Source organism: Falsiroseomonas ponticola (assembly GCF_016805305.1).
Lineage (GTDB): Bacteria > Pseudomonadota > Alphaproteobacteria > Acetobacterales > Acetobacteraceae > Falsiroseomonas > Falsiroseomonas ponticola.
Map to the genome: position 1 here is coordinate 37,465 of NZ_JAERQN010000008.1, position 11,752 is coordinate 49,216.

Here is an 11,752-nt window from a genome sequence, read left to right on the forward strand (position 1 = left end):
GCCGCAGCACTGAGGTTCCACGATCCATGCCGACCGATGCCGTGCCGACTGGCTCCTCCACCGGATCCGCCCGGGGCGCCGTTGACCTGATCGTGCCCGTGATCCTCTCGGGCGGCACCGGAAGCCGGCTCTGGCCGCTGTCGCGCGAAGCCTATCCGAAGCAGTTCTGGCCGCTGGTCTCCCAGGGCACCATGCTGCAGGAAACCGCCGCCCGCGCCCGCGCGCCCGGCTTCGCGCCCCCGGTCGTGGTGTGCGGCGAAGCGCATCGCTTCCTGGTCGCTGAACAGCTGCGCGAAGCGGGCGCCGAGGACAGCCGCATCATCCTGGAACCCAGCGCCCGCAACAGCGCCGCCGCCATCGCCGCCGCCGCCATCCTGATCGGGGAGGATGCGCCGGACGCCATCCTCTGGATCATGGCCGCCGATGCCGCGGTGCAGGACGTGCCCGCGCTGCGCCACGCGCTGTCCGCCGCCGCGCTGGCGGCGCGGGAAGGCCGCATCTGCACCTTCGGCATCCGCCCCACCGCGCCCGAGACCGGCTACGGCTACATCGAATCCGGCGCCCCCCTGGCCGGCATCGACGGCGCCCTGCAGGTGGCGCGCTTCGTCGAGAAGCCGGATGCCGCGACGGCTGCCGCCTTCCTGGCCGGCGGCCGCCACCTGTGGAACAGCGGCATGTTCGTGGCCACGGCGAAGACGCTGATCGCCGAACTCGCCGCCCATGCGCCGGGCGTGCTGGCCGCCGCGCGCGAAGCGGTGGCGGGCGGGGCGCGGGACCTGGGCTTCGTCCGCCTGGGCGCCAGCTTCGCCGACGCCCCCTCCATCTCCATCGACCATGCGGTGATGGAACGCACCGCGCTCGCCGCCGTGGTGCCCTGCGATCCCGGCTGGTCCGATGTCGGCTCCTGGGCCTCGCTGTGGGAGATCGCGCCGAAGGACAAGGACGGCAACGCCGCGCTCGGCAATGCCGCCGTCCTCGGCTCCAAGCGCTGCTACGTGCGCTCGGAAGGCATCCTGACCGCCGTGGTGGGGCTGGAGGATGTGGTGCTGGTCGTCACCGACGACGCCGTCCTCGCCGTCCATCGCGACCGCGCGCAGGACGTGAAGAAGATGGTGGAGCATCTGAAGGCCACCGGCCACAAGGAAGCCACCGAGCATCGCCGCGTCTATCGCCCCTGGGGCGCCTATGAGGGCGTGGCCCATGGCAGCCGCTTCCAGGTGAAGCGCATCACCGTGCGCCCGGGCCGCAAGCTCAGCCTGCAGAAGCACTACCACCGCGCGGAACACTGGGTCGTCGTCGCCGGCACCGCGGTGGTGGAGCGGGACGGGGAGCGGATCCTGCTGCGGGAGAACGAGTCGGTCTACCTGCCGCTGGGCTGCGTCCACCGGCTGGAAAACCCCGGCATGATCCCGCTGACGCTGATCGAGGTGCAGTCCGGCCCCTACCTCGGCGAGGACGACATCGTCCGGCTCGAGGACAATTACGGCCGGGCCTGAACCGGGGGGACGCGGCATGGGGCAGGACCAGCCGCCGGCGCCGCGCCCGGACCCGCCCCGCGGCACCGCCGATCCCCGCGCCTCGCTGCGCCGCGCGGACAGCCTGCGCGATGCGCGGGACTGGCAGGGGGCGGCCGAGGCCTATGCGGCCTGGCTGGCCGGCCGCCCGCATGACTGGCCCGCCTGGATCCAGTACGGCCACGCGCTGAAGGAAGCGGGCGACCCCGCCGCGGCGCTCGGCGCCTATCGCCGCGCGGAACAGGGGCGGCCCGGGGATGCCGACCTGCAGATGCAGATCGGCCACGCCCTGAAGCTGCTGGGCCACCTGCCGGAAGCCCGCCTCGCCTATGCCCGCGCGCTGGACATCGACCCCGCCAATGACAGCGCGTGGCGTGAGGTGTCGAACCTGCTCGGCCAGCCCGGCGTCGCCGCCGTGGCGGCGCCGGAGGCGCAGCTCTCGCTGGTCGGCGACCTCTGCGTGGTGTTCGACCTGACGGACCTGCTCTCCTGGTTCGGCCGCAACCGCGCGCCCTCGGGCATCCAGCGGGTGCAGATGGAACTCGTCGGGCCGGCGCTGCGCGGCAGCGGCCTCGCGGCGCGGGTCATCCTGGCGGTCTATGATCCCGCCACGCTGGGCTGGCGGGCCCTGCCGCGGGAAGCCTTCAACCGCCTGGCCAGCCTGTCCCGCAGCGGCGCGGATGCGCGGGACCCCGCCTGGGAACAGGCCGTCGCCGTCGCCCGGCAGGCGCTGGAGGCCGCGCCGGCCCTGGTGTTCCCCGATGGCGCCTGGCTCGTCGTGCCGGGCTCCTCCTGGTGGCTGGCCAACTACCACCTGGCGGTGCGGCTGGCGAAGGCGCGGCACGGGCTGCGCTACGCGCCGCTGGTCCATGATTGCGGCCCGCTGGTGGTGCCGGAGCATTCGCCCCCCGCGACCGTCGCCGAATTCGCCCGCTGGTTCGCCGGCCTCGCCGCGCATGCCGACCTGCTTCTGCCCGTCTCCGCCGCCACGGCGGAGGATCTGCGCCGCCTCCAGGCGCTGCACCTGCCCTCCCTCCCCCTGCCGCCGATGCTGGTGGTGGGGCTGGACGGCGCGATGCGCGATGCCGCCGCGCCGGCCGCGCCCCATGCCGGGGTGGATGCCCTGGCCGGCCAGGCGCAGGCGGGGCGGCCCTATGCGCTGTTCCTCGGCACGCTGGAATCGCGCAAGAACCACCTCTTCGTCCTCAATGCCTGGCTGGCGCTGATCCGCAGGCACGGCGCGGGGAAGCTGCCGCTGCTGGTGCTCGCCGGCCGCACCGGCTTCATGGGCGAAGCGGTGCTGGCCCTGCTGCGCGGCGCGCCGGCACTGCGCGATGCCGTGGTCCTGCTGCAGGACGTGCCGGACACCGCCCTGCCGCTGCTCTACCGCCGCGCGCTCTTCGTCCTCTACAATTCCGACCATGAGGGCTGGGGCCTGCCGGTGACGGAGGCCATCGCCCATGGCAAGGCGGTCCTCGCCCCCGACCATTCCGCCCTGCCGGAGGCCGGGCGCGGCGCCGCCATCCTGTTCCGCCCGCACAGCGAACCGGACTTCGCCGCCAAGGTCGAGCAGCTGGCCTTCGACCCCGCCTTCCGCGCCGCCGCGGAGGCAAGGGCCGCGGCCGCGCCGCTGCGCGGCTGGCAGGCGATCGGCGATGCCGTGCTGGGCCGGCTGCTGCGCGAAAGCGCCGCCCCCCGGCGCCAGGACCCGCCCCCCATCCCGCTCGGCACCATCATCCGCTTCGGCATCGGGGGGGAGACCGCGCCAAGCCTGCCCACCCTGCTGGCGGAAGCGCTGCGCGACGGGGAAGGCTGGCACGCCCCGGAAGCCTGGGGCTGCTGGACCCGCCCCGCCTCATCCGGCGGCCGCGCCGCGCTGCGCCTGGCACTGCCCCCCGGCACCACCGGCCGCATCCGCCTGCACCTGCTGCTGCGCGCGCCGGCCACGGCCCAGCCCATCCGCCTGGTGCCGCGCGGCGCCGAACCCCTGGCGATGACGCTGGCCCCGACGGAGGACGCGATCGCCGCCCTGGAACTGCCGGCCCCCGATGGCGTGATCGACCTGGCGCTGGAAGCCCCCGCCGCCCCCGCCACGCTGCCGCCCGATGACGGCGTGGCGGAGCCGGGGCCGGAGGTCGGAATCGGCCTGATCTCCGTCATGGCCTGCCGGGCGGATGACCTGCTCGCCCGGCTCGACTACCTCGAACACCAGCGCTTCACCTGGCCGGCGGCCGAGGCCTGACGGCCCGCCTACAGCGCCCGCCAGCCGATGTCGCGCCGGCAGAAGCCGCCCGGCCAGTCGATGGCATCCACCGCCGCATAGGCGGTGTCGCGGGCCTCCCGCAGCGACTTGCCCATGCCCGCCACGGCCAGCACCCGGCCGCCATTCGCGACCAGCCCGCCATCACCCGCCCGCGCCGTGCCGGCGTGGAAGACCTGCGCGCCCGGCACCGCCGCCGCCGCCTCCAGCCCCCGGATCGCCGTGCCCTTGCGGGGGCTGCCCGGATAGCCCTCCGCCGCCATCACCACCACCAGGCTGTGCCGCGCATCCCAGCTCAGGTCGAAGATGGAGAGCCCGCCGTCGCAGGCCGCGAAGAGCGCGGGCAGCAGGTCGGAGCGCAGGCGCAGCATCAGCGCCTGGCATTCGGGATCGCCGAAGCGGACGTTGAACTCGATCAGCTTCGGCCCGGCCTCGGTCAGCATCAGCCCGGCGAAGAGCACGCCCTTGAACGGCGTCCCCCGCTTCGACATTTCCGCCAGTGTCGGCTGCACGATCTCCGCCATCACCCGGGCCTGCAGGGCGGGGGTGAAGGCGGGCGGGGGCGAATAGGCGCCCATGCCGCCGGTATTGGGGCCGGTATCGCCATCGCCGACCCGCTTGTGGTCCTGCGCGGCGCCCAAGGGCAGCGCCGTCTCCCCGTCGCAGAGGGCGAAGAAGCTGATCTCCTCGCCGATCAGGCATTCCTCGATCAGCACGGTGGCGCCGGCCGCGCCATGGATGCGGCTTTCCATGATGTCGGCGATGGCGGCCTCCGCCTCCTCGACGGTCGAGGCCACCACCACGCCCTTGCCTGCGGCCAGGCCATCCGCCTTCACGACGATCGGCGCGCCTTCCGCGCGGACATAGGCCTTCGCGGCGGCGGGGTCGTCGAAGCGCTTCCAGCGCGCCCCCGGCACGCCGGCCGCCTCCGCGATCTCCCTGGTGAAAACCTTGCTGCCTTCCAGCCGCGCGGCTTCCTGCGAAGGCCCGAAGCACTTGATCCCCGCGGCGGCGCAGGCATCGGCCAGCCCGAGCGTCAGCGGCGCCTCCGGCCCCACCACGACGAGGTCGATCCGCTTTTCCACCGCGAAGGCGACAATCGAGGAAATGTCCTCCGCCCCGATCGGCACGCATTCCGCGACCTCCGCGATCCCCGGATTGCCCGGGGCGCAGTACAGCTTGCCCAGCAGGGGCGAGACCGAGATCGCCCAGCACAGCGCGTGTTCCCGCCCGCCGCCGCCCACCACCAGCACCTGCATCGCGCCACACCCCCGCACACACAGAAAAGACCGCACGGCCGGTTCCGCGCCTGCCGCCGGATAGCATAGGGTCCGCCCATGGACACGCCGCCCCCTGCTACCAGCAATGTTCCGGAATACGCGGTCAGCGAGATCGCCGGCGCCATCCGCCGCACCCTGGAAGGCGCCTTCGGCCGCGTGCGCGTCCGGGGCGAGATCACGGAATGCAAGCGCTACCCCTCCGGCCACATCTACCTGTCGCTGAAGGATGAGAATGCGAAGCTGGAATCCGTGGTGTGGCGCACCAGCGTCAGCCGCCTCTCGGTCCAGCCGGAGAATGGCGTGGAGGTCATCGCCACCGGCAAGCTGACCACCTATGCCGACCGCTCCAAGTACCAGCTGGTCATCGACCGGCTGGAATTCGCCGGCGAAGGCGCGCTGCTCGCCCGCATCGAGATGCTGCGCAAGAAGCTGCTGGCCGAGGGCCTGTTCGAGGAGGGCCGCAAGCGCCCCCTGCCCCGCCTGCCGCTGGTCTTGGGCGTCGTGACCAGCGAGGCTGGGGCCGTCATCCAGGACATCCGCACCACGATCCTGCGCCGCTTCCCCCGCCGCCTCATCCTCTGGCCCGTCCCGGTCCAGGGCCAGGGCGCGGCGGAGAAGATCGCCGCGGCCATCGAGGGTTTCGGCCGCCTGCCCCTGGATGGCCCGATCCCGCGCCCGGATGTGCTGATCGTGGCGCGCGGCGGCGGCAGCCTGGAAGACCTGATGGCCTTCAACGAGGAGGTGGTGGTCCGCGCCGCCGCCCTCTCCCCCATCCCCCTCATCTCCGCCGTGGGGCATGAGACCGACACGACGCTGATCGATTTCGCCTCCGATCGCCGGGCGCCCACCCCGACCGCCGCCGCCGAACTCGCCGTCCCCGCCCGCGCGGACCTGCTGGCCGACCTGGCGCAGCGGGAGGCGCGGCTGCGCGGCGCCGTGGTGCGCCAGCTGCGCGCGGCGGAGACGCTGCTGCTCCGCCTGGAACGCCGCCTGCCGGACGTGCCCGCCCGCGTGCTGGACCTCCGCCGCCGGCTGGACGAGGCCGGCGCCTCGCTGCCCGGCGCGCTGACCGGCTTCATCGCCAACCGCCGCGCCGCCCTGGCGCCGCTGGTGGTCCCGCACCCGCGTGCCGGCATCGAGGCCAGGCGCCACGCCATCGCCCTGCTGGAAGGCCGCCAGGCCGCCGCCTTCGCCCGCATCGTCCAGCGCAGCCGGGGCGCCCGCGCGCTCCAGGCCTTCTCCAGCGCGCCCGTCGAGGCGCTGCTGCGGCAGAAGCGGGAGCGGCTGGAGGGGCTCTCCGCGCGGCTGGAGGCCGGGTCCTACCAATCCGTCCTGGCCCGCGGCTTCGCCCTGGTGAAGGACGCGGAGGGCCAGCCGCTGACCCGCGCGGCGGATGTCGCGGCGGGCGCGAAGCTCTCCATCGCCTTCGCCGATGGAGCGGTCGGCGCCACCGCCGATGGCGCCACCACCAGGGCCCCGCGCGCGAAACCGAAGCCGCCGGCGCAGGAGAGCCTGCTGTGATCGCCCGTCGTCTTCTCCTCGCGGCACCCGCCCTGCTGCTGGCCCGCGCGGCGCAGGCCGTCACCTGGTCCATGCCCGCCCGCCAGGGCGCGCTGATCGTGGGCGATGCCGCCCCCGGCACCCGCCTTGCCCTTGATGGCCGCGCGATCCGCGTCTCAGCGACCGGAAAATTCGCCTTCGGCTTCGGCCGCGACCATGCCGCCTCCTCGACGCTGCTCATCACCCATCCCGGGGGTCGGGCGGAGACCCGCGCCATCGCGGTGGAGCGCCGCCAATGGGACGTGCAGTCCATCACCGGCCTGCCGCCGGCCCAGGTGACGCCGGACGAGACGGCGCTGCGGCGCATCCTGGCGGAGCGCGAGAAGCTGGCCGCCGCCCGCGCCGCCGACAGCACGCTGGTCGATTTCTCGGAGGCGCCGGTCTGGCCCGCCCGCGGCCGCATCAGTGGCATCTTCGGCAGCCAGCGCGTGCTGAACGGTCAGCCGCGCCAGCCGCATTACGGGCTCGACGTCGCGGGCCCCGTCGGCACGCCGATCCACGCCATGCTGGGCGGGCGCGTCACCCTCTCCGACGAGCATTTCTTCTTCGGCAACCTGCTGGTGGTGGATCACGGGCATGGGGTGAACACGCTCTACGCCCATCTCTCCCGCCGCCTGGTGGAGGTCGGCGCCACCGTCGCGCGGGGCGAGCGCATCGCGGAGATGGGGGCAACCGGCCGTGTGACGGGCCCGCACCTGCATTTCAGCCTGTCCTGGTACCAGACCTGGCTGGACCCGCAGCCTGTCCTCCCCGCCCAGCAACAATAGGCTGCGCCCCGCGTTGGGGCCCGGCATCGAGGACATGGCCATGACCGACGACCGCTACGCCCGCTACCCGAGCCTTGCCGGCAAGGTGGTGCTGATCACCGGCGGCGCTTCCGGCATCGGGGCAGAGATGGTGCGCGCCTTCGCCGGCCAGGGCGCAAAGCCGGCCTTCCTCGACTTCGACGACGAGGGCGGGCGGACGGTCGCGGCGGAGACGGGCGCGATGTTCGTCCATTGCGACCTGCGGGACATCGAGGCGCTGCGCGCCGCCATCGCGCAGATCGTCGCCGCGCTGGGCCCCGTGCAGGTGCTGGTGAACAACGCCGCGCGCGACGATCGCCATGGGCTGGAGACGGTGCAGCCGGACTACTGGGACGAACGCATGGCGACCAACCTCCGCCATGTCTTCTTCTGCGCCCAGGCCGTGGCACCCGGCATGCGCGCGGCGAAGGCGGGTTCCATCATCAACATGGGCAGCACGAGCTGGATGGGCGCGCAGGGCGGCATGCCCGCCTATGTCGCCGCCAAGTCCGCCATCCGCGGGTTGACGCGCGGCCTGGCGCGGGACCTCGGCGGGGACGGCATCCGCGTCAACGAGGTCGTCCCCGGCTGGATCTTTACCCGTCGCCAGGAAGAGCTCTGGGCGACGCCGGAGGGGGTGGCGAAGCACCTCGAGGGCCAGTGCCTGCACAGCAAGCTCATGCCCGCCGACATCGCGCGCATGGTGCTGTGGCTGGCCGCCGACGACAGCGCGATGGTCACCGCGCAGTATTTCGTCGTGGATGGCGGCAAGGTCTGAAGACGGTCCAGGGGGGTCTCCCCCCTGGCGGATGGGGTCCGGGGAAGGCAGAGCCTTCCCCGATCTACGCCACCCCGAAATGCCCCGCGAACTGCTCCCGCAGCTTCGTCTTCAGGATCTTCCCTGTCGCCGTATGGGGAATCTCCTCCACCACCACGACATCGTCCGGCATCCACCATTTCGCGACATGCGGCGCGATGTGGTCCAGCACGGACTGTTTCTCGATCACGCGCCCCGGCTTCGGCACCAGGATCAGCAGCGGCCGCTCATCCCATTTCGGATGGCGCGCCGCCACCACCGCGGCCTCCGCCACATCCGGATGCCCCACCGCCAGATTCTCGAGCTCGATGGAGGAAATCCATTCGCCGCCGGACTTGATGACGTCCTTGGTGCGGTCGGTGATGCGCATGTAGCCATTGGCATCGATGGTCGCGACGTCGCCGGTCTCGAACCACCCATCCTCGGTCAGTGAGTCCTTCGCCGCCTTGAAGTAGCCCTTCGTCACCGTGGGCCCCTTCACCTGCAAATTGCCGAAGGTCTCGCCGTCCCAGGGCTTCTCCGCGCCGTCGTCGCCGACGATCCGCATATCCACGGTGAAGGGCGGGAAGCCCTGGGTTTCCTGCAGGTCCAGCATCCCCTCCGCGTCGCGCCCGGCCACCGCCGGCTTGATCCCGCAGATGGTCCCGATGGGGGAGGTCTCCGTCATGCCCCAGGCATGCATCACCTTCACGCCGCGATCCGCGAAGGCCTTGGTGATGGCGCGCGGGCAGGCGCTGCCGCCGATGATCACGCGCTGCAGGGAACCGAGCCCCGCGCCCGTGGCTTCCAGATGCTGCAGCAGGGACAGCCACACGGTCGGCACGGCCGCGGTGAAGGTCACGCCTTCCTGCGTGATCACCTCATGGATCGAGGCGCCGTCCAGCTTCGGCCCTGGCATCACCAGCCCCGCGCCCGTCAGCGCCGCGGAGAAGGGCAGGCACCAGCCATTGGCGTGGAACATCGGCACCACCGGCATGACCTTGTCCACCGACCGCAGCCCGAACATGTCGGCCGCCGTGCTGGCCATGGCGTGCAGCACGTTGGAGCGGTGGGAATAGAGAACCCCCTTCGGCTCCCCGGTGGTGCCGGAGGTGTAGCAGAGCCCCGCCGCGTCATTCTCCCCGCCCGCGACCCAGTCGAAATCGCCATCCGCCTCCGACAGCCAGGATTCATAGTCCACCGCGCCCGGCAGCGTGGTGCTGGGCATATGCGCCGCATCCGTCAGCAGGATGAAGCGCTTCACATGCGGCAAGTGGGGCGCGAGCTTCTCGGCCAGGCCGACAAACGTCAGGTCGAGAAACATCAGCCGGCTCTCGGCGTGGTTCAGGATCCAGGCGATCTGGTCCGGGAACAGCCGGGGGTTCAGCGTGTGATAGACGCCGCCCGCGCCGGTGATGCCGTACCAGGCCTCGATATGCCGCCAGGTGTTCCAGGCCAGCGTCGCCACCCGGTCCCCGGGCATCACCCCCTCCCGCACCAGCCGCTGCGCCAGGCGCAAGGACCGCGCGCGCAGCGTCCGGTAATCCGTCCGGTGGAAAGGTCCCTCCACGCTCCGGCTCACCACCGCCTGGCCGCCATGGTGCCGCGCCGCATGGTCGATCAGCCGATGGATCCGCAGCGGCCAATCCTGCATCAGCCCGAGCATGCGCCTCTCCCCCCTGTGCCTTGGTTTGGCCGGAAGTCTTGGCCGAAGCCGCGCCCCGCGCAACCTCTCGCCATGGCGCCGCCATGGAGATCGGCGCTACTCTCGGCCGCTGAAGGAGAACCAGCCCCACCATGCCGGATGCCGGCGGCGCCCCCGCCCTGCCCACCACGGAACGCAGGCCGCGGCGCTGGCTCTCGCCGCTGCTGCGCCGGATCCTGCTGCTCAACGCGCTGCCGCCCGCGCTGCTCGCCGCCTCGCTGCTCTACCTCGACCAGTACCAGAACGGCCTGCTGGCGGCGGAGGTGGAGGCGCTGCGCACCCAGGCCCGCATCTACGCCGCCGCGATCGGCGAAGCGGCCACGCGCCCGCGGGACGACCGCACCATCCTGGTGCCAGAGGCCGCGCGCCCGCTGCTCCGCCGCCTGGTCGAACCCTCCCCCAACACCCAGGCCAGGCTCTTCGACAATACCGGCCTGATGGTGGCGGACAGCCGCGTGCGGGAAGGCCCGGGCGGCGCCATCGTCACCGAACCCCTGCCGCCGCCGGAGCCTCGCGGTGCCTTCGCCGGCACGGTGGCGGGGCTCTATGATCGCCTGCTCACCATCCTCCCCCGCCAGGCGCGGGACGAGGTGGTGGTGGATGTGAACCCCGACGCCCCCTCCTTCGACTGGCAGCCCGAATTCGGCGGCGGCCAGGCGGGCAGCGACCGGCGGGAGGAGCTTCGCCTGGCGCTGGAAGGCGGCGTCCGCCCCTATATCCGCCGCACCGCCGATGGCCGCCTGCTCGTCTCCGTGGCGGAGCCCGCCCGGCGCGGCGCGGCCTCCGTCGGCATCGTGCTGCTGACGCGGGAGGCGCGGGAGGTGGATGCAAGGCTGCTCGACATCCGCGTTTCCGTCCTCGCGCTGTTCTCGACGGCGCTGGTGCTGACGGTGCTGCTCTCCACCTACCTCAACCGCACGCTGGCCACGCCGATCCTGCAACTCGCCCGCGCCGCGGCGGCGATGCGCGAAGGCGAGGGCCGCGGCGGCAGCGTGCCCAAGCCCCTGCTCGACCGGCCGGACGAGATCGGCGTGCTGGCGCGGGACCTGCAGACGGCGGCGCGCGCGCTCTGGGCACGCATCGACGCTAATGAACGCTTCGCCGCCGATGTGGCACATGAACTGCGCAACCCCCTGACCAGCGTGCGATCCGCGATCGAGACGCTGCGCCGCATCGAGGATCCGGTGAAGCAGCGCCGGCTGCTCGCCATCATCTCGGACGACGCGGTGCGGATGGACCGGCTGATCAACGACATCGCCGACAGCTCCCGCGTCGATGCCGAATTGTCGCGCACCATCGCCCAGCCCGTGGATTGCGCGCCGATCCTGGCCGCGCTCGGCGAACTGCATGCCGCCACGCGCGACGACGAGGACCCCTCCGTCGAGATCGAGGCCCCGACCGAGGGCCTGATCGTCCGCGGCGTCGAAGGCCGCATCGTCCAGGTCTTCCGCAACCTGATCGGCAATGCCGTCTCCTTCAGCCCCGCCAGGGGCCATGTCGTCGTCCGCGCGCGCCCCACCGGCCAGATGGTGGAATTCGTGGTGGAGGACGAAGGCCCCGGCATCCCCGACGCGAAGCTGGAGAGCATCTTCGACCGCTTCTATTCCGAACGGCCGAGCGGCGAGCGCTTCGGCCAGCATTCGGGCCTCGGCCTGTCCATCAGCCGGCAGATCGTGGAAGGGCTCCGCGGCCGCATCAGCGCGGAGAACAAGCGCGACGCCGCCGGCGCGATCACCGGCGCGCGCTTCATCGTCACCCTGCCCGCCGCCTGAGGGGCCGCACGCGAAACACCCGAAACAGGGCGGCCATCGTCCCGGCCCGCAACCGCCGGTAGCCTTCCCGGCGACGGCCG

Annotated in this window: 8 protein-coding genes; 6 read left to right on the forward strand and 2 right to left on the reverse strand. The window is 72.6% G+C overall.

Annotation, left to right across the window (positions count from 1 at the left end; genetic code table 11):
• The first annotated feature begins 26 nt into the window (after positions 1–26).
• Both JJI54_RS21160 and JJI54_RS21165 read left to right on the forward strand, forming a co-directional pair.
• Positions 27–1,496, forward strand: coding sequence for a mannose-1-phosphate guanylyltransferase/mannose-6-phosphate isomerase (locus JJI54_RS21160; RefSeq protein ID WP_203075057.1), 1,470 nt, complete (start codon positions 27–29; stop codon positions 1,494–1,496).
• Between the two features lie 16 nt (positions 1,497–1,512).
• Positions 1,513–3,756 (forward strand): glycosyltransferase, encoded by a 2,244-nt coding sequence (locus tag JJI54_RS21165; RefSeq protein WP_203075058.1) that lies wholly within the window; start codon positions 1,513–1,515, stop codon positions 3,754–3,756.
• A gap of 8 nt (positions 3,757–3,764) precedes the next feature.
• Here the strand turns inward: JJI54_RS21165 and purD are convergent, their stop codons facing one another.
• Complete coding sequence (purD, locus tag JJI54_RS21170) at positions 3,765–5,033, reverse strand: phosphoribosylamine--glycine ligase (RefSeq protein ID WP_203075059.1); 1,269 nt, start codon at positions 5,031–5,033, stop codon at positions 3,765–3,767.
• A gap of 78 nt (positions 5,034–5,111) precedes the next feature.
• Here purD and xseA point away from each other — a divergent pair, with 78 nt between their 5' ends.
• The 3 genes from xseA to JJI54_RS21185 are packed head-to-tail and all read left to right on the forward strand — an operon-like array spanning position 5,112 to position 8,177.
• Complete coding sequence (gene xseA / locus JJI54_RS21175; RefSeq protein WP_203075060.1) at positions 5,112–6,575, forward strand: exodeoxyribonuclease VII large subunit; 1,464 nt, start codon at positions 5,112–5,114, stop codon at positions 6,573–6,575.
• Entirely contained in the window at positions 6,572–7,381 is an 810-nt protein-coding gene (locus JJI54_RS21180; protein WP_203075061.1) for a M23 family metallopeptidase, read from the forward strand. Before xseA ends, JJI54_RS21180 begins: the two co-directional genes overlap by 4 nt.
• A gap of 40 nt (positions 7,382–7,421) precedes the next feature.
• A complete protein-coding gene (locus JJI54_RS21185; RefSeq protein ID WP_203075062.1) occupies positions 7,422–8,177 on the forward strand; it encodes an SDR family NAD(P)-dependent oxidoreductase in 756 nt (251 codons plus the stop codon).
• Positions 8,178–8,241: 64 nt separating this feature from the next.
• On the opposite strand, the gene JJI54_RS21190 is transcribed toward JJI54_RS21185, so the two are convergent.
• Entirely contained in the window at positions 8,242–9,861 is a 1,620-nt protein-coding gene (locus tag JJI54_RS21190; RefSeq protein WP_203075063.1) for a long-chain-fatty-acid--CoA ligase, read from the reverse strand.
• A 131-nt stretch (positions 9,862–9,992) separates the two neighbouring features.
• On the opposite strand from JJI54_RS21190, the gene JJI54_RS21195 reads away from it, so the two are divergent.
• Positions 9,993–11,672, forward strand: coding sequence for a stimulus-sensing domain-containing protein (locus JJI54_RS21195; protein ID WP_203075064.1), 1,680 nt, complete (start codon positions 9,993–9,995; stop codon positions 11,670–11,672).
• Positions 11,673–11,752 lie beyond the last annotated feature (80 nt).

What these genes read in the sequence shown, in the direction of transcription:
- JJI54_RS21195 (WP_203075064.1), top strand. Translation starts at nt 9,993, where the DNA reads ATGCCGGATGCCGGCGGCGCCCCCGCCCTGCCCACCACGGAACGCAGG.
- xseA (WP_203075060.1), top strand. Translation starts at nt 5,112, where the DNA reads ATGGACACGCCGCCCCCTGCTACCAGCAATGTTCCGGAATACGCGGTC.
- JJI54_RS21160 (WP_203075057.1), top strand. Translation starts at nt 27, where the DNA reads ATGCCGACCGATGCCGTGCCGACTGGCTCCTCCACCGGATCCGCCCGG.
- JJI54_RS21165 (WP_203075058.1), top strand. Translation starts at nt 1,513, where the DNA reads ATGGGGCAGGACCAGCCGCCGGCGCCGCGCCCGGACCCGCCCCGCGGC.
- JJI54_RS21185 (WP_203075062.1), top strand. Translation starts at nt 7,422, where the DNA reads ATGACCGACGACCGCTACGCCCGCTACCCGAGCCTTGCCGGCAAGGTG.
- purD (WP_203075059.1), bottom strand. Translation starts at nt 5,033, where the DNA reads ATGCAGGTGCTGGTGGTGGGCGGCGGCGGGCGGGAACACGCGCTGTGC.
- JJI54_RS21190 (WP_203075063.1), bottom strand. Translation starts at nt 9,861, where the DNA reads ATGCTCGGGCTGATGCAGGATTGGCCGCTGCGGATCCATCGGCTGATC.